Raw genomic sequence first — 18,022 nt, 5'->3', positions numbered from 1 at the left:
AATTGCAGGCACAAAAAAACGCCAGGGAAAGATTCCCCGGCGTTTTTTTTATCATGATGATTACAACCTATGATTACAGCTTTCTCAGAGCCGCAATACGATCTTCAAGAGGAGGATGACTTCTAAAAAGATCCGCCATGCCGCCTTTTTTCGGACGTATTCCAAAAGCTGCAACCTGATCAGGCAAATGCGATGGCTCATGATGCGCCTGCAGCCTCTGCAATGCACCGATCATTTTTTCTTTGCTGGTTAGATAAGCGGCTCCCTTATCTGCGGTATACTCCCTCTTTCTGGAAAACCACATAACAATGATAGAGGCAAAAAGACCCAACACCAGTTCAAGGACAATGGTCACCGCCATATAGCCGAAGAAGCCAAGCCCCTCGCCTTCTTCATCGGAGCTGAGAAAATTGCTGATAATATTTGCTGCAATCCTTGAAAGAAAGATAACAAAGGTGTTGAGAACGCCCTGAATAAGAGACAGGGTCACCATATCGCCACAGGCCACATGGGTAATCTCATGGGCGAGAACCGCTTCGACCTCATCCTTTGACATATTTTGCAGCAGGCCTGAAGAAACAGCGACCAAGGCATTATTTTTGTTCATTCCGGTGGCAAAGGCATTCATATCAGAAGCATTGTACATGGCCACTTCAGGCATGCCAATTTCAGCTTCTTTTGCCATACGTTGAACCGTATCGTAAAGCCATTTTTCTGTCTGATTCCTTGGCTGTTCGATAACAACGGCACCTGTGGATTTCTTGGCGATCCATTTGGACATGGCAAGAGAGAGAAATGAGCCTCCCATACCAAACATTCCCGCCATAATCAGCAATCCGGTTGTTGATCTGCTATCAACCCCCAAAACACTCATTACAATACCGAGCAAGACAAGAATAGCCATGTTGGTTGCTAGAAACAGAACAATTCGTAACACGTTAAACCTCCATTTTTTAGTCTCGTTTTCCCCTACTGATCACGGCATACCGAACCTCAGTAGAAACCTGTACAATTTGATTAGAGCTAAATTAAACATCCTTTTGTCTGCGACAAGTTTCTACGGTACAATTCCCGGCAAAATCGAACCAGAATTCCAACAATGAACTAAAACAACTTATTTGAATGTCGACAGTACCTTTTTGACAAGGTTACCTTCTGCAGCTGCACCAAAATGCTGCATAACAGGTTTCATGGCCTGCATGAAGTTACCAAATGCCGAGAAATCGATATTGGCCTCGATCCAGGCACGAATCTCTTCTTCGCTTGCCTGCTTCGGCAGATAGCTCTCGAGGACCCGAATATATGCGGACTCCTCTTCACCCTTTGCCGCAAGTAGCTCCCGCTCAGATTTGATCAGTTTTTTGATGATAGCAATTACCTGATCATCGCTCAGTTCTTTTTCATTCTGACGCCCAAATTCGCCAATTATAATCCGGATTGCTTCTTTTTTATCGACGTCTTTGGCTTTCATTGCTGTAATAAGGTCTTTATGCATCTGTGTCTGTAAACTCATTTTTTCTCCTGCAAACAGTAGATATGTATTATATATTGAAGGGTTGATGGTCGGGCCAAAAAGGTTTCCAGAATACCATTCATTAGGAATTTACAACAGTAAATTTCATATTGATGAGCAGATACACCACTATTTTTCACTCAATTTACCTGCAATTTTTAACTTTTTTCAGCAACACATGCTCACCGTAACGGCCGCAATAATCAGGCGGGAAGGAAAATTCCTCAGCGCCCGCAGGAAACCTGGAAGCCATATGGCAGGGTACTGGGAATTTCCCGGTGGAAAACTTGAGCCCAACGAAACACCCCGTCAATGTCTTAAAAGAGAACTGAGAGAAGAATTTAATATCGATTCAGATATAGGATCGTTTTTTGGGGAATCGTGCTACGATTACGGGACAAAACAGATACGACTGCTCTGCTATTTTGCCGACTATTTGAGCGGCAATTTTGAGTTACATGACCACGATGAAATAAGGTGGCTGCCCGCTCATCAGCTTCTTTCCCTCAGCTGGGCTCCAGCAGACATCCCTCTTGTGGAAAAACTTGTCGAACAAACGAGATAAACCTGTGATGTCTCTATACTGTGCTCCATCATGACATCATTTCATTCAGCATACTTTTGGTGAACAACCATGACACTGCTTGCCGCAATTGAAACCGAAACACAAAGCAACCCAACTGCATCTGTCATCTGGCTCCATGGCCTTGGAGCTGACGGTAACGACTTTGCCCCCATCGTTCCGGAGCTGGCAATTCCTGAAGATCTGCCAATCCGCTTTATTTTTCCCCATGCACCTTCAATTCCGGTCACCGTCAACGGAGGTTTTGTTATGCCGGCCTGGTACGACATTCTCGAAATGGAGATTGACCGTAAGGTTGATACAAAAGGCCTGCTGGAGTCAGTGGAGTCAATCAAAGGGTTCATCGACCAAGAACTTGCACGGGGCATAGAGAGTCAAAGGATTGTTATAGCAGGATTCTCCCAGGGAGGTGCAGTAGCCTATCACCTTGCCCTCAGCTACGATAAACCGCTTGCTGGCCTCCTTGCCATGTCCACCTACTTTGCAACGGCAGACAGTACCGTTTACAGCCCCGCCAACAGTACAATCCCGATAGAGATCCACCACGGGAAATATGACCCTGTGGTGCCTGAAGCCCTTGCACAAAAAGCAATTACAGATCTCAGGAAAAAAGGCTACTCCCCTAAATACAAGAGTTACCCTATGGAACACTCCGTCTGCCCTGAACAGATTGCGGATATTTCAAAATGGCTGCAATCTGTACTTCGTGGATAAAATCTGATACTGACAAGGGGTACGGCATTTTGTACCCCACGACAAAATCACATTACCGCACACCGATTACCACACCAACACAGGAAAAACATACTATGGATTCTCTCGCCTATATAGCTGAGCAAAGGATACTCAAGGCCATGGAGGAAGGTGACCTCAACTCTCCCGAGTGGAAAAACAAACCCCTTCCCTTGGAAGATGACCATCTCGTACCCGATGACCTGAAGATTGCCTATAAGATACTCAAAAACAGTGGCTATCTGCCTCCGGAATTGGAAGAGCGAAAAGAAATAAAGCGAATCGAAGATTTAATTGCCAGCACCGAAGACGAGCATGAACGTCTCAGGCAAATGAAAAAGCTGAACGTCCTCCTGATGAAAGTCGAGGCAAAGCGATCATTTCGCTCAAATATTGCGTCACAGGATGACTATTACCGCAGGGTTGTCGAAAAAATTACCGTAAGGTCGAAGAAAAAATAACATCAACTCAGCCGCTAATCTTGATAAACTCGAAAATTTTTATGGAGGTACGTAGCTTGGCCATTTTAGGTGCCAATCTCTTCCAAAGTGCCTTTCGTGATTTTATAACAGCATTGCACAAGTATGGTGCTAAATATTTCAGCGGGTTAGGTCGAAAAGAAAGAGGTCTCAGCTTTTTTCCCAGGAAAAATGACTGGAGCAGGAATCTTTGATAGAATTTAAGATAGGAAAGAAACTAAATTCAAGCAGGTCTTCCCCTTCAGAAGATCCAAACGCCAATCCAAAACTGCAGGCAAACATTTTATGCGATTTTGTAAAGACTGTGGAGCAGTGCTCAACCTTTTTGGTGATCGCGAAATAGAGTACTGCTCAGCATGTATCCAGCATAAAAAACAGGCCGAAATCATCCATGTGCCCATTCCCACGGAACCGACTGCTGACGCAGGTGTTCTTGGCACCACAACACTCTCGCTTGAAAATGGTAAAATCATCCTCCGCTCACAAGAGGGCTGGGAATTATGGAGCTGTACGCAAGGCACCAGCACCGAGCTCCAGACCATTTTAACCCGGGCTAAACGCATCTATGAAATTCGTCTGCGCCGGCAGAAAAACTAACCTTCGCTCCCACACTGCGTAATGGCAATAAAGATATCAATAGGTTCAGGAAAAGGCGGAGTGGGCAAAACCATGATTATCGCCAATCTGGCCATGCTGCTTGCCAAGTCAGGCAAAAGAGTGTGCCTCGTTGATCTTGATATCGGTGGTGCCGACGCACACATTCTTTTTGGCCTTTTTAATCCACGCAAGACACTGACAGATTTTATTACCCGCAAAGTAGACGATATTCAGGAAATCGCCCACACCTTCTATGCCCACAATGGCCTGCAGCTCATCCCGGGCACCGGCAACACCCTGCAGACGGCGAACATGAACTTTCAGGAAAAGATGCGTCTTCTTAAGGCGATAGACAATATAGATGCCGACATTGTACTTTTGGACGTGGGAGCCGGTACAAGCTACCACGCCCTTGATTTCTTCATGCATTCCGATATCCAGATCTGTGTGACTCTGCCGGATCCTACCTCGATCATGGATTTGTATAATTTTCTCCAACTGGCCACAATCAGAAAAATGCTCACCAGCTTTCTCTCAAAAAGTGAGGTAGCAAACATCCTTAAAACCACCAGCTTCAGTTCCCTCAAAGAGGTTTTCGAGCTTGCCGAACAGACAAGCCCCGGCTCAAGAACACTTGCCCAGGAAGCACTCCAATATTTTCACCCCCTGCTCATCGTCAACAGGGACAGCGAAAATGGCAGATTAAACAAGGGAAAATTAAAAAATATGGTGAGAAAATATCTTGGGATTGAGATTCCTGAACTGGGCGAGATCCCTGAAGACCACCAGGTTCAGCTGGCCCTTAAGGCTTTTTTACCGATTTCAGAGCTCTACCCCAAGTCCCTGTCCTCTCTTGCCCTAATAAACACGGCTGAAAAACTCGCAAAGATCTCTGATCTGTTTGCAGCACACGCTTCTGCATCACCTGCAACAATCTCAGCGTAAACAGCCCATCCGTCCGTCTTGCACCCCAACAATCCTACATTTCAATGGCCTTTGCATCCCATGTTGTCTTTATTAGAAACAGCGAGACAGGAATGTAGGCAGCAAAAGCAAGCGCTGCAATATTTGGGAAAACAACCCCGGTTTCCTGGGCATTAAGAAGAAGGTAGGCGACAAGCAACGGCATTTTATCAAATTGAAAAAAAGCAAACAGAGCCAGAACAAAACGACGCATCAGATCCGGATTACTTTCACTGCTACCTTTTGAGGCCCTGTACAAAAGGTAACAGGAGCCGCAGACTCCCAGAATAAAAATCACCGTACCAATCAGCACCTCTATGCTTAAGGTCGATTCAGCTACGCTTCGTCTGGTTTCATCCGAGGGAAACCAAAACACCGAAGAGAAAAATAAACTTGTCAGATAACCAGCTATCCCACCCAGCATGTATTTAAAATGCTTCGAAGAGACCTCTTCAAAATCGGCAGGGGATGCCTTTACTAAAAACAGCCCACCTACCATTCCCAGTAAAACGAGGCCGAGTATAAAATATGGCCAGGACGGGACATTTTCAGAAATGGGAAAAATCAACCGTGCCTTATCCGCTGGCAGAAGAAAAAGAACCCCGAAAAAAAGAGAACTCAAGCCTCCAAAACCCACAAGCAATGCCGTCATGAGACGTTGAAGACCTACCAGATAGCTAAAACCTGAGACAAATGAAGCAAACGCCGCTATCAATATTCTCACAATCATTATCTCTTTCCGCTCCTTTAAATTGTAATAATAAAAGACCCTTGAACCTAGATACAAGGGTAACTCTTATCGAGAGCAGAGGCAAATAAATCATCCGCAAAACATCATGTATTCCAAGTAAAAGCAAGAAAGATGCCAAAGAAGGCAAGTACTATCCCTGAAATTTTCTCAAGATAATAGACAACAGGTCTCAGTGTATCTTTTGTCCCCTGCCGGTTAAAAAAGAGCACCACAAGACTATCCCAGATAAAGACAACACAGCTCATCCAGCAACCGTAAAGTCCCCGGATGAGGAGCGGGGTCTCTTGCGAAACCATAACCGAGAATATCGCCAGATAAAATATGGCATTTTTGGGGTTGAGAATTCCCGATAGAAAGCCCAGGGTGAACTGCCTGCGGTAACTTCGAAGATGAATACCGCCCTGGCTGTCTCCAGCCTTGAGAGAACGCTGAGGTGCCCGTAACAGCATGATCCCTAAAAACAGCAGATAGGCGCCACCCAAATATTTTAAACCAACCATCAGAGGCGTAAAACTACTTACAACTGCAAGCCCGAGTATTGCAACAAGCAGGTAGACACCGTTAGCCAGCGCAATCCCGGCACATAGAGCAAAACAATAGCGGACCGGCAGGCGAAAAGCCCCCTGCATGAGAAGAAAAAAATCCGGACCCGGGCTTAAAAGAGCCAGAAAATGAGCAGACGCAATAAGTAGAAACTCCATAACTATCTCCTTTTTTAGGGGAGAACACTACCCGAGTCTCATTACAACTTATTGTACAAAATTGACGCGGTATTCCTGAGGGGTGACCGTGGTCATAGACTTGAAGTACCTGTGCAGATGAGACTGGTCAAAAAAACCGCACTCCAGTGCCGTTTCGGCAATATCAAGCCCCTGTTGAAGATAGATTTTGGCCTGTTCAATCCGGCAATTCATTCGATAAGCATGAGGCGTATGGCCTGTTATTCTTTTGAACTGCCTGTGAAGAGTATAGGGATTTACCGCCAGCTCTTCGGCCAACCCTGCAAGGGTCAGATCAGCTTGCAGATCTCCTCCCAGCTTTTGCCGTAAAACTTCAACATTCTGACAAACCGGTGCCTGCTCGTCACAGGCCTTGCAGGCTAATAGAAAAACCTGAGAAAGAAGCTCAACGAGGACCTGCTCTTTTTTGAGCAGATGATCTTCATTGCCGATCAGTACCTGCATTGTTTTGATATACTGATCGTAGATCTCCTGCCCATCAAGACGAATACAGGACACCGGTTGGAAAACACGCACATTCCACAGGGATTTTTGTACCTCCAGACACCAGTCTTCATCAAGATAGAGCATATAGAAACTTCGCTCATTGCCCTCTATGCAGTTGCAGGAGTGGATAGTCTCAGGATTAATTAAAGCAAGTGAGCCCACCGCCAGCTCTGTTGTCGTTTCTCCAACGGTATACAAAACCTTACCCAGGTCCACTGCGCCAACACTAAAGGCCTTGTGCATGTGCGTCTTAAACTGGCGAATACTGCTTTTTGAATAGCGGCATTCAGCAAACGGCATACGTGGGTCTTTGAAAAATTTCTCTGATTTCATCATATCCTTCGTCTGAATCATGTAAGCGGAAACATCACCTGTATCTTGTATTGTATTAGAGAAATACACCATCTCTTTTCCACCTGCCAGGTCAAAACCAGTACCACCCTACACTTGCACCACAATGTAGGATGCTTAGTTTGGTAGACAGGAAACGTGCCTCTATGAAGGCCAGAAAAATCAAAAGGACTCCTATGAATACAATTATTTCAAATAGCGAACTGGAATCTCTCCACTTTGATAACAGCTTCACCCGAGACCTCCCCGGAGATACACAGCCTGATAATTTCAGGCGTCAGGTTCAGCACGCCTGCTACTCGAGAGTACGACCAGAGACGGTCTCAAGCCCGCAGCTGGTTGCCTACAGCAAAGAGGTTGCACACCAGCTGGGCCTCTCTGAGGCAAGCTGCAACACCCAACACTTTACCGATGTGTTTGTTGGCAATACGCTTCTACCTGCAATGGATCCATACGCCATGTGCTACGGTGGCCACCAGTTCGGCAGCTGGGCGGGACAATTGGGTGACGGACGGGCTATCAACCTTGGAGAGGTAATAAATAAAGATAACCAGCGGCTGGTGTTGCAGCTCAAAGGCGCAGGTCCTACACCCTACTCAAGAAATGCAGATGGCCTTGCTGTGCTCCGCTCTTCGGTCAGAGAATTTCTCTGTAGTGAGGCGATGTTCCATCTTGGAATCCCGACGACCCGTGCCCTTTCACTCATTACCACAGGTGAGTCGGTACTAAGAGACATGTTCTACGACGGTCACCCAAAAAACGAGCCCGGAGCGGTGGTCTGTCGAGTGTCGCCTTCATTTCTGCGATTTGGCAACTTTGAAATACTCTCATCAAGGCAGGATCTCTCCCTGCTGAAAGATCTCACCGACTACACAATCAGAACAGATTTCCCGCATCTTGGTGCCCCATCAAAGGCAACGTATCTCAAATGGTTTCAGGAGATCTGTGACACCACGGTGGCCATGATTCTTCACTGGATGCGGGTGGGATTTGTTCATGGAGTGATGAACACGGATAACATGTCGATCCTGGGCCTTACCATCGATTATGGCCCCTACGGCTGGCTGGAGGGCTATGAGGCGGACTGGACCCCCAACACCACCGATGCCCAGGGCCGCAGGTACAGCTACAGCAACCAGCCCCATATCGGCCAGTGGAACCTGTTGCAGCTTGCCAACGCCATCTACCCGCTCATTGCAGAAAAGGAGGCTCTTGAAGAGATTCTCCGTTCATACTCCGCGCAGTTTCAGCTGGGTTGGAATAATATGATGAGCGCAAAAATTGGACTCTTAGATTGTAACCCTGCAACCGACGACGCCCTCATTGGCGAACTCATAGATATCTTACAATTGGTTGAAACAGACATGACCATCTTCTTTCGCAGACTCGGTGGGCTCTTTGCCCAAGACAAGGAGACAGACATCAGTGCTGCACACCACCCCCTGCGCGCCGCCTACTACCGGCCTGAACAGCTGGATAGATCGTATATAGAAAAAATGAACAATTGGCTGACCAGCTATCAAAAAAGGCTTGCGCAGGACAATCTTCCCCACGAGTTACGCAGGCAAAAAATGGACCGCATCAACCCTAAATATGTGCTTCGCAACTATCTGGCCCAGCTGGCAATCGACAAGGCGGAGACCGGAGACAATTCACTCGTCACAGAACTCCTGCAACTGTTGAGAAACCCATACGACGAACAGCCAAAGATGGAAAAATATGCAGAAAAAAGGCCGGAGTGGGCAAGGCACAAAGCCGGTTGTTCCATGCTTTCCTGCAGCTCATGATGTTTTTCCTGTTTTACTTAGAGTCACCGATAGAATTTCTACCAAAAAAGGTCCTGCACGGGTGATATTGCAGGACCTTTTTTACTGTTATTTCGCTGGTGGTTTATGCAGACAAGCCGAGGGCCAGCCTCTTTTGGCTGATCCTTGCATCCATGATTTCGACCGCCTTCATAAAATCAGGCTCCACCATAAATGAGGCACCAAAAACATCTTCAAGACCCGTCAGGGCAAGATCGGTCACAAGTTTTGAGCCAGTAATCTGGGGAGGTGTTCCAAGCTGCACGGGAATTCCGGATGCCACACAATAGACACCGATGGCGACCGCTTTTTCAGAATACCACTCAGGTGATGCTCCCCAGACAGGAAGATCACATATATCCACGCCGAGGGCGTCAGCAATCAAACCACAGAGTTGGATTACCCTTGAATTATCAACACAGGAGCCAAAATGAAGTACCGGCGGGATATTGAGGGCAGAACAGATCTTTTTCAAGCCAGGCCCAGCCAGTTCGATTCCTTCTGGGACCAAGAGCCCGGCTTTTCCGGCAGCAGTGGTGACACAGCCGGTTACGAGAACGAGAATATCTCTTTTAAGGAGTTCTTTGGCAAGACCTACATTCTGGGAATCGTGTTGAAACTTAGGGTTATTACAACCTACAATTGCAACAACGCCGCGGATTGAGCCATCTTTTATAGCATCAAGCAAAGGCTCAAGGCTGCCACCCAGCATCTCCAGAAGGGCTTCGTTGGAGAAGCCTGCGACAATATCCACTGGCTTTCCTGGAATCTCTACCCGCGACTGGTCACGCCTGCCGTACGCCTCAATGGCCATCTCAACAATTTCTCGAGCCTGGGCTCCTGCAGTGGCTGGATTAAATGAGATGTGGGTTGCCCCGGTGAATCTTGCCTTATCGGCTGTTGTTATAAATTTTGTGTGATAGCAGGCTGCCGCCTGCACCATGCTTGGCATAATACACTGATAGTCCACCACCACCGCTTCCACGGCACCGGTTACAATGGCAAGCTCGGTCATCAAATGGTTGCCCGCCATGGGGATACCCTGGCGTCCCAGAAGTTCATTGCCGGTACAGCAGAGACCGCCGATATTAATACCCTCCGCACCTGCCTGCCGCGCAAGTTCCAGCATTTCTGGAGAGCCAGCCGCTGCAAGCACCATTTCAGAAACCACCGGATTATGACCATGAACAAGAATATTTACTTCCTTTTCTTTCAGCACTCCAAGGCTTACCGTCGATTTGACCGGCTTTGGTACACCAAAAATAATGTCAGAGAGTTCGGTGCCTATCATTGAACCTCCCCAGCCGTCTGCAAGGGCCGTTCGCGCCGAATGAAGCATGGTGCTTATCGCGTCATTATCACACCCCATATGGGTGCGGTGCATCATCTCGGCAATTTCACGATCAACACCTCTTGGCATCACCTTGAGTTTACGCCAGATCTCTTTGCGAACCTCGGGAACCCTGCCTATAAATCCCAGCTCTTTTCTTCTGCTGCCAAAGTCTGAAAAACAGGACTCCACCAGATCTCTGGCCACATCCATCACCTCTCTTTTTTCAACCGCGATGCCCCGCTCGGCTGAAACCCGCAGAAGTTTCGCTTCGTCAGCAATGCTGTAATCGGGTGCCTCACCCTCTACAATGGCCTCAAGCACCTCAATCAGGTCACGCCCGTGATCCGAGTGTCCTGCAGAACCTCCTGCAACAAAGCGGCCAAAGTTACGGGCGACAATGACGTCACCATCGGCACCACACACCCCTCGCTTCATCTTGCCATCTTCCTTGAAACTGATACGACATGGACCCATGTTACAATTTTTACAGGTGAGGCCCAGTTCACAAAATTTACACGAGGGAGTCTGTTGTTCAAAACGATCCCAGACGGTTTCAACTCCGTCTCTTCTTGCCTTTTCAATCATCTGCTGTGCATCTTCCCAAATGGAGAGTTCTGCCGCCGGTCTTGGTTCTTTTGCCATGGTATACCTCTGGTAATTGATTATCTCGGATCAGTTGCGTTTCCCAATACTCCGCGCAAAGGAAAACCTTATCATGCCAATACCTGGTAAAAGTACTCCATGGACTGTTTAAAAACTGTCACCCAGGTGACAAAACAGAAAAATAGTAGAGGATAAGACAGAGAAAATTCAGGAATGTTCAACACCACCGACAGATTCGAGCAACAAAAGATCAGGTATAATGAAAATGCCACGACCTGACCGAACAAGAAGTCCAGCACGAACCAAGTCACCCAGCAGGGTCGATACGGTTTGTCTTGACGAACCAACAAGGCGAGCAAGCTGCTCTACAGAAAGATGAGTGGAAACTTTAATACCGGCCTCACTCTCCACGCCGTGCTTTCTCGCTTCCCCTGCAAGAAGAGCCACAAGGCGAGAGTTTGCATCTTTGAAAACAAGTCCGTCAATAATGGAAAAAGAAGTTTTAAGAATATTACCCAGAACACGTACCATGGCAGCCGTGACCTCCGGATCCTTGACCATGTTACGCCTGAAGGTTGCCACATCCGTCACCAGAATTTCTATGTCCTCAAGTGCCTGTACAAACGTTCGGGTATGGGTGGAATAGATATCACCTTTGGTGAGAATCCCGAGGTTAAATTCCTTTTCTTCGTAGCCGAGATAGACCCGAACCCTGCCACTTGCCATAATAAATATTAGATTTTCTCCATGCCCCGGCTGACTGAGATAAGCTCCTTTGCTATATGCGCGGGGAGACAGGGCTGAAAACAGGTCGGCAAATTCCGGCCGCTGGAGGTGGTCGAGGAGATTTTCTTCGAGAAATTTCATACGTCAAACACCTCCTGGCGCGCGTGCTTTCAGACCAAATACAAATGGAATGCCCGCAAGACCAATCACGCCACAAATAACAAATGTCTTCTCCAGACCGAGCTGATCAGCCACATAACCAACCAGCACCACCACAGCGGATCTGGCCAGAAAACTGATCATCATAAAAACACCGTTGGCAGCGGATGAGCCGTTGACAGAATACTCCTGAATCATCGCCAGCATCACAGGTGTCGTGGAAAGAAGAGAAAAACCGGTAATAAGCAGTACAAGCAACTGTAACCATCCAGAAACTGCAGTAAAGATCAACAAAGAAATAGGGGCCACCACCAGGCAGAAAACCAGGAGTTGTTTACGGCCAAAACGATCACTGAGACTGCCCACAGCAAGTATGCCTGCTACCCCTGCCGCTTCAAAAAGAGACAGAGCAATTCCAGCAAGCCACACATCTCCACTCTGCTTGAGAATATAGAGAGGTAAAAACGCTGTCAGACAGGCATGCATGAAGCCACGAACAACAAGAATACCGGAGAGAGGCAGTAAGACCGCCTTCATTTCGATACAGGTTTTCCGAATGGAAGGAGTAGACTTTGGATTCACCGTGACCGGCATGTCCTTAAACTTATAGTACATGACAACAGAGGCCAGGATGCCAACCAGCATTACGGGATAATAGCCATCAAAGCCCATGAGGGAGACAGCGGAGATTATGAAAACAGGACCCAGGGTCCTTGCAAGCTCACCACCGGTCATATAAAAACTCATACCCCGCCCGGTTTTATTCCCGGCAACCTTATAAACGAGGGCTGGTGCAGGCACATGAAAAAGTGAGGTGCTGATTCCTGTAAGAAACATGAGAATAAGCAGGACACCATAGCTGGGTGCAACCCCAAGAAGAGACATTGGAATAGCGGTCATGGCAGGTGCCAGTATAATGAAATAACGAACACTTATCCGGTCCGCCAGCTTACCTATATAAGGATTCATCAATGCAGGAAACTGCATCACAGTGGACAGGAAACCAGCCTGGGTCAGCGAAAGGCCAAATCTCTCTATGATAAACGGCAGCAGTGGCGCCAGAAAACTCGAATAGACATCATGGACAAAATGGCACAGTGAAAGGATGAGGACTTTACCGTGATCAAATAAGGGTTGGTTATCATGTGTTGTTTTTTGCACTGTATCCCGCTGTTTAAAATGAGTATTTAATTAAATCATTACCCATTTCTTACTGCGACTTCAAAAAAATGTCACATATATTCATCAGGGGAAAAATGTTGCAAGGCAACACCCTCACACATCACCTTCGTTCTCTTGCCTGCTCAACATTGAATGAAACCAATACAAAAGGGGTTACAACTCAGATTGAGATGTAACCCCGGTACTGCATGTAGCCATTGTATACTGCCTGTTTCTATAAAAACTGTAATTATACTTGTTTTCTTTTTACAACACACTGCAAACGTGCATTTTTCAGCCGACAGACGCCATGATTTAATTCCAGATAACCATGGTTTCGAGATACTCTTCCTGCTCTTTCAAACTTGGTTTTTCACCGCTATCTCGATTTTTCACCTGCCTGTTTAATGCACAGACAAACTCTCTTCCATCTTTTACTTTCACCAAAATAAACGCTTCGTATGAGCCTCTCATGATCTACTCCTTTATGTTCTAAAAAACCATTTTTGAAGTTTCTACTGTTAACCAGAATACGATTTAAAAAACCAACCGCTTCGCGGCACCCAAGATCACGTTAATACTGGAGTAACGTAATTTCCCCCCTACCGGTTACCTGCTATGGGGTCCTCCCCTTTTTGCACGGCTTCATACACAGAACTGCTGCAACTGGGTAAAGTATATGTTCTAAAATCACTAAGAGCCAGCCTTATTAATAATATTTACTATCTCTTTACCCAATTTTTACGGCCCTACTTAAATAATTTGACTCTACTGCCCCTTTTCTGTACAATTCGCCGCCAATGACCCGGCTATCCGGTTTTCCTCCACTCCAGCCTTGTAATTCCGATCCGTATTTTTCTACTGCTCTTTCGAGCTGGCAGGTATCAATCTTGCCAAGTTCAGCGCTACCAGTCTTTAGAGAAAAAACAGGTTTAAGCATTGCGATACCTTCAGCAACAAAAGCCTGAAATCATTTTCTGTGAGAGCAACCTGACAATGCAGACTATGCGGCCGGTAAGCCACAACCATTGATGGTCTTCCATCACAGCGAGCTACAGTGATCTTTTCTATAATGAGTTTCCCCTACAACGGTGGTCGTTTACTTACTTCACCGTTACAGGAGCAGAATGACAGAAAGGGAAATAAAAGATAAAAGCGTTGAAAGTACTATTGCAGAAGAGGCAAGTTCTGTATCACTATGCATCTGTGAACTCAGCACATAAATTGCCGTTGACGCGGGAAGGGCAAAAAACAGCAGGCCAACTTTAAAGGGAACACCTGTCACCCCGAACAGGTGAAAAAAGAGGTATCCGGTCAGAGGCAGCACCAGGAGTTTCATGGCTGCTCCTACAAGAGACAGACGCACATTTTGACGAACTCCCTTAAAAGTCAGACTCCCACCTATGGAAATCAAGGCCATAGGCAAAGCCACCATGGAAATCAGGGACAGGGAATTATCAATAAAAACAGGAAATTCTCCTATTACACGGCTGTAAGCAATTCCGGAGAGACATCCAATAATCAAAGGATTCGAGAGTACTGCCCTTGATGTTATTACAATACGTTGCCTGGCTTGAAGTTTTTCCCCGGAAAACCAGATTAGTAACGCCACAGCAAAAAGATTCACCAGGGGAATAACAAATCCTATAAGCAAACCAAAATATTTTACCCCTTCCGAGCCAAGACTATTTAAAATAACAGCGACACCGATATAGGTATTAAACCGATAACAGCTCTGGGAAAAAGATCCTGCCTGGTATGGGGTTATTGCAAAGATTTTTATTGCCAGAACAGAGAGGAAAAACATAGTGAGAAAAGGCGACACACCTGCAATCACGTAGGTCCAGTCGATCCCTCCCTCAAATGAAGCTCCTCCGATTTTCCAAAATAACATTATGGGAAAACAGAAGTAGTAAATCAATCGATCGGATGTCTGTAAAAAAATATCATTGGTGAGACCTTTTCTCTTCAGAATTCGACCAAGCAGCAGAAGAACAAAAATAGGAAACAAGCAATTGAGTACAATCACAGCCAAGGCCTCTTAAAAACAAATATGATGTATACAGCGTAACAAATTAACTCTTGAACTCATAGCAGTGACTATACTATTGTTTTCAACAGAAAAGAGGTAACAAAAAATTCATTTTTGGAAAAGATATTAACAATATGACTGACAAATATAGCGATCGGCTGCAGCGTCTGGAAGAAAAATTCGAATATCAGGAGCTGACCATAGACAGCCTCAATGAAGTGATAATCGATCAACAGAAACAACTGACACTCCTCACAGAACAGCTGGAGCAACTCAGATCGCAACTCACCGCCTCTCAGGAGGAACTGCCAGTCGGAGAAGAGCCTCCGCCGCCTCACTATTAGTACCCCATAACATCAGGAGAATCCGCATGGCCCAGAAAACTGTGATCCACAAGGGATATCACGGCACAATCAAAGTAAACACCGAGGACTATTCACTCTTTGGCACTATTCTCTTTATCGATGAGGAAATCTGTTATAGCGGAAAAACCTTTGCCGAGCTGGAAGATGATTTCAAAAGAGTCGTTGAAGCCCACATCCAGTCGTGTAAAGAAAAAGGCGTGGAGCCCCCCTTCAGGGGCTGACCGGGACAGCAATGTAACAACCGATAGAGGAAGTAACGCCATGAAAAGGAGGTAATCAAACTTTTTTACACGGCCAGCGGTTCGAGTCTGGCATAGGATGCAAGAAGAACCATCTCACCATGGTTTTCAAAGAGGACGGTGAGGCGCCCCTGCTTTCTGTCCTTTATGGCCGTCACCGTCCCTGGACCAAAGGTTGGATGAAAGACCATAAGCCCCTCGGTGAGTTCAGCGATACCTAAAACTTGCTGGGATTGGGTCTTTTTCCCTTCCGGTCTTTCAGGCTCGGAGATGACCTCTGTTTTTTCCTGTATCAGCCTTGCCTCCAGGCCAAGGGCACTCAAATACTTCTCCGCAATGAGAACTTCATCAGCGCACAGGCCTTTACCATTTTCCCTGGCGAGGATGGAATCTCCAAGCCCAATAGAAAGTCCAAGATTAGCTTCGTATAAAAATCGGCTTGCCCGAAGAATTCCAGGCGGTACCTTACTGGCATTCCTGGTTATATTTCTTTTAAGCTGGGCATCCATGGGATGAATACAGACAACTTTTTCAATCCCTCTGGTTATTGCCACGTAAAATAGCCGACGTTCATCTTCAAGGTCATCTTCCTTGCCTCTCTCCCGGAAAAAAGGAAAACTTCCCTCCTCAAGCCCTGGAATTATAACAAGAGGCCATTCAAGTCCTTTGGCCCGGTGGATCGAGGTGATCAACAGAGTCTCATCCTGTTGGGGGTTTTTCTCTTGTTGCAGTTCATTAATTTTTTCAATCAAACCCGCAATGGTCAGATGATGGCTGATTGCAAAGTTGATAAAGGCCTCACAGGTTTTCACCCTGTTTTCGGCCGTTGCGGCTCGCGCTGAGAAAGAATGGTAAAACTCATAGAGCTTGAGTTTTTCCACCAGAACTTTCAGAAACGGACCAGCCATGGCCGATGCGTCACTCTTTTCCAGCCACTTCCAGGTTTCAGCGGCCTCACGGAACCTTTTCTTTATGAAGGGTGGCACCTCAGCTTCGCACCAGTCGGTTAATATTTCTGCCCCCCTGTGCAGATCCTCTGCAACGGTCTGGGCAATAAGCTGTAGCTCCTCCCTTCTCACCCCAAGATGGGGCTGGGCAAACATCGCCTCCAGATATTTCTGTTGTACCTCTGGGGTGTTTTCAGCCAATGAACCGACAATAATATGGAGATAACCCATGAGAGCTGTAATTTCCTGGCAATCAAACACGTCGGCCCCGCCTTCCAGACGGTAGGCAATACCTGCTTCAAGAAGAGCCAGTTCGACGGGAACCGTCTGGGCAAAAAGGCGAACAAGAATGACGGCTTCCGACAACTTCCTCCCCTCGCTCATCCATCGGCCGACCTCCTGCTGAACCGCCTTGCCACCTCGCTCTTCAAGACAGCAGATAACAGTATGGTTGTTTGAGGCATGGGAAACGCAGAGCTTCTGGTCCCGCTTGCGATTGTTGGCAATAAGATGGTTGGCTGCAAGTGAAAGCTGATGCCCGTAACGAAAGGTGTATGAAAGCTGATAGTTTGAAGGGCTGGCGAAATCAGTGGCAAATCGTTTGGTGATATACTCTGGTTTTGCCCCCCGCCATTCATATATGCACTGGTCCACATCCCCAACGACCATAACGCTTGCCCGCTCGCCCGCAACTATTTTTAACAGCTGCTGCTGACACTCATTAATATCCTGATACTCGTCGACTATGGCATGCTCAATCCGGTTGCCAACCCAGGCGGCCAGTTCCTCTTTTTCCAGCATTGCCATAAGTGGCTCGTAGATCAGATCGGAATAAAAGCGTATCTTTTCTTTTTTACGAATGTCCTCAAAACGTTCAAAAGCCAGAGGGAAAAACCCGAGGCGAGGGGCAAAATCCTGTTCGTCAAAGACTTTTTTTGCACCCCGCACTGTTGATTTCACCTGATCCACAAAGGTGAGGAACTCTTCAATATCATCCCCCACAAGATAGCCCTCTTCATCCTGAGATTCCCTATACGCCTCATTGGCCGCTTTTCGTGCGATGCGTTCCTGGATATACTCATCGGTGACGAGACGATGCTGGGGGAGCATTGCCTTTTTGGTAAAACTATTGACCAGCCGTAGCCCAAAGGAATGAAAGGTGCGGACCTCGGGAAGCGGTCTGTTGAGGTGCGCAAGGCTTTTCACCATAGCCTCTTCGAAGGCATCCCTCGCCGAGCGATTAAACATGAGAATCAGAATCTTATCCGCCGGGACATGTGCCCCCAGCAGATGACCGATTCGGGCCACCATGGTGGTGGTTTTACCAGAACCGGCAACAGCACTTACCCGGGCATGACCATGGCCGTGTTTTACAATGCGCAGCTGTTCCTCGGTCAGGTTCATTGGAGTTTGAGCAGTAGTAAAAAGATACAGGGCCCCAGGAAAAACCTGCGGCC

Annotated in this window: 20 protein-coding genes; 8 read left to right on the top strand and 12 right to left on the bottom strand. The window is 46.9% G+C overall.

The features are described 5' to 3' along the window. Window positions 1-73: 73 nt before the first annotated feature. The gene (gene htpX, locus FCL48_RS14305; protein WP_136872971.1) at window positions 74-937 is read right to left on the bottom strand and encodes a protease HtpX; all 864 of its coding nucleotides are present in this window, start codon (window positions 935-937) and stop codon (window positions 74-76) included. Between the two features lie 177 nt (window positions 938-1,114). Next, window positions 1,115-1,513 (bottom strand): GatB/YqeY domain-containing protein, encoded by a 399-nt coding sequence (locus FCL48_RS14300; protein WP_136872970.1) that lies wholly within the window; start codon window positions 1,511-1,513, stop codon window positions 1,115-1,117. Between the two features lie 46 nt (window positions 1,514-1,559). Between FCL48_RS14300 and FCL48_RS14295 the strand changes: the two genes are divergently transcribed. From FCL48_RS14295 to FCL48_RS14275, 5 genes are all read left to right on the top strand, one after another. Beyond that, entirely contained in the window at window positions 1,560-2,078 is a 519-nt protein-coding gene (locus tag FCL48_RS14295) for a (deoxy)nucleoside triphosphate pyrophosphohydrolase (protein ID WP_205747723.1), read from the top strand. A 69-nt stretch (window positions 2,079-2,147) separates the two neighbouring features. After that, on the top strand, window positions 2,148-2,810 hold the full coding sequence (locus tag FCL48_RS14290) for an alpha/beta hydrolase (RefSeq protein ID WP_136872969.1): 663 nt from the start codon (window positions 2,148-2,150) through the stop codon (window positions 2,808-2,810). Then, window positions 2,783-3,289 (top strand): DUF1992 domain-containing protein, encoded by a 507-nt coding sequence (locus FCL48_RS14285; protein WP_240744850.1) that lies wholly within the window; start codon window positions 2,783-2,785, stop codon window positions 3,287-3,289. Before FCL48_RS14290 ends, FCL48_RS14285 begins: the two co-directional genes overlap by 28 nt. A gap of 303 nt (window positions 3,290-3,592) precedes the next feature. Next, window positions 3,593-3,904, top strand: coding sequence for a hypothetical protein (locus FCL48_RS14280; protein ID WP_136872968.1), 312 nt, complete (start codon window positions 3,593-3,595; stop codon window positions 3,902-3,904). Between the two features lie 21 nt (window positions 3,905-3,925). Next, window positions 3,926-4,849: a P-loop NTPase gene (locus FCL48_RS14275; protein WP_136872967.1), complete on the top strand. Its 924-nt coding sequence runs from the start codon at window positions 3,926-3,928 to the stop codon at window positions 4,847-4,849. Between the two features lie 34 nt (window positions 4,850-4,883). On the opposite strand, the gene FCL48_RS14270 is transcribed toward FCL48_RS14275, so the two are convergent. The 3 genes from FCL48_RS14270 to FCL48_RS14260 all read right to left on the bottom strand — a co-directional run bounded on the left by FCL48_RS14270 (window position 4,884) and on the right by FCL48_RS14260 (window position 7,198). Continuing rightward, window positions 4,884-5,597: a hypothetical protein gene (locus FCL48_RS14270; protein ID WP_136872966.1), complete on the bottom strand. Its 714-nt coding sequence runs from the start codon at window positions 5,595-5,597 to the stop codon at window positions 4,884-4,886. A 104-nt stretch (window positions 5,598-5,701) separates the two neighbouring features. Then, window positions 5,702-6,319 carry a LysE family translocator gene (locus tag FCL48_RS14265; protein ID WP_136872965.1) on the bottom strand — a complete coding sequence of 206 codons (618 nt, stop codon included), beginning with the start codon at window positions 6,317-6,319 and terminating at the stop codon, window positions 5,702-5,704. A gap of 48 nt (window positions 6,320-6,367) precedes the next feature. Then, window positions 6,368-7,198: an AraC family transcriptional regulator gene (locus tag FCL48_RS14260; protein ID WP_169309231.1), complete on the bottom strand. Its 831-nt coding sequence runs from the start codon at window positions 7,196-7,198 to the stop codon at window positions 6,368-6,370. Window positions 7,199-7,371: 173 nt separating this feature from the next. Here FCL48_RS14260 and FCL48_RS14255 point away from each other — a divergent pair, with 173 nt between their 5' ends. Then, window positions 7,372-8,982 (top strand): YdiU family protein, encoded by a 1,611-nt coding sequence (locus tag FCL48_RS14255; protein WP_136872963.1) that lies wholly within the window; start codon window positions 7,372-7,374, stop codon window positions 8,980-8,982. 103 nt (window positions 8,983-9,085) lie between these two features. Here FCL48_RS14255 and cooS read toward each other — a convergent pair whose 3' ends face one another. The 6 genes from cooS to FCL48_RS14230 form a co-directional block, all read right to left on the bottom strand. Continuing rightward, a complete protein-coding gene (gene cooS / locus FCL48_RS14250; protein ID WP_136872962.1) occupies window positions 9,086-10,975 on the bottom strand; it encodes an anaerobic carbon-monoxide dehydrogenase catalytic subunit in 1,890 nt (629 codons plus the stop codon). Window positions 10,976-11,143: 168 nt separating this feature from the next. Continuing rightward, window positions 11,144-11,803, bottom strand: coding sequence for a Crp/Fnr family transcriptional regulator (locus FCL48_RS14245; RefSeq protein WP_136872961.1), 660 nt, complete (start codon window positions 11,801-11,803; stop codon window positions 11,144-11,146). Between the two features lie 3 nt (window positions 11,804-11,806). Then, a complete protein-coding gene (locus FCL48_RS14240; protein WP_136872960.1) occupies window positions 11,807-12,982 on the bottom strand; it encodes an MFS transporter in 1,176 nt (391 codons plus the stop codon). 315 nt (window positions 12,983-13,297) lie between these two features. After that, complete coding sequence (locus tag FCL48_RS25005) at window positions 13,298-13,456, bottom strand: hypothetical protein (protein ID WP_169309230.1); 159 nt, start codon at window positions 13,454-13,456, stop codon at window positions 13,298-13,300. A gap of 256 nt (window positions 13,457-13,712) precedes the next feature. Continuing rightward, window positions 13,713-13,922 carry a hypothetical protein gene (locus FCL48_RS14235; RefSeq protein WP_136872959.1) on the bottom strand — a complete coding sequence of 70 codons (210 nt, stop codon included), beginning with the start codon at window positions 13,920-13,922 and terminating at the stop codon, window positions 13,713-13,715. Between the two features lie 174 nt (window positions 13,923-14,096). Next, window positions 14,097-15,011 (bottom strand): AEC family transporter, encoded by a 915-nt coding sequence (locus tag FCL48_RS14230; RefSeq protein WP_136872958.1) that lies wholly within the window; start codon window positions 15,009-15,011, stop codon window positions 14,097-14,099. Between the two features lie 137 nt (window positions 15,012-15,148). Here FCL48_RS14230 and FCL48_RS14225 point away from each other — a divergent pair, with 137 nt between their 5' ends. Both FCL48_RS14225 and FCL48_RS14220 read left to right on the top strand, forming a co-directional pair. Continuing rightward, window positions 15,149-15,358, top strand: a complete 210-nt coding sequence (locus tag FCL48_RS14225) for a SlyX family protein (protein WP_136872957.1) — start codon at window positions 15,149-15,151, stop codon at window positions 15,356-15,358. Between the two features lie 26 nt (window positions 15,359-15,384). Further along, window positions 15,385-15,600, top strand: coding sequence for a hypothetical protein (locus tag FCL48_RS14220; RefSeq protein ID WP_136872956.1), 216 nt, complete (start codon window positions 15,385-15,387; stop codon window positions 15,598-15,600). Window positions 15,601-15,665: 65 nt separating this feature from the next. On the opposite strand, the gene FCL48_RS14215 is transcribed toward FCL48_RS14220, so the two are convergent. Then, window positions 15,666-17,969 (bottom strand): UvrD-helicase domain-containing protein, encoded by a 2,304-nt coding sequence (locus FCL48_RS14215; RefSeq protein ID WP_136872955.1) that lies wholly within the window; start codon window positions 17,967-17,969, stop codon window positions 15,666-15,668. Window positions 17,970-18,022: the final 53 nt, after the last annotated feature.

It is taken from the genome of Desulforhopalus sp. IMCC35007 (assembly GCF_005116575.1).
Taxonomy (GTDB): Bacteria; Desulfobacterota; Desulfobulbia; order Desulfobulbales; family Desulfocapsaceae; genus Desulforhopalus_A.
The sequence above is the reverse complement of the archived record's forward strand: the minus strand, read 5'-3'. Positions and strand labels throughout refer to the sequence as shown.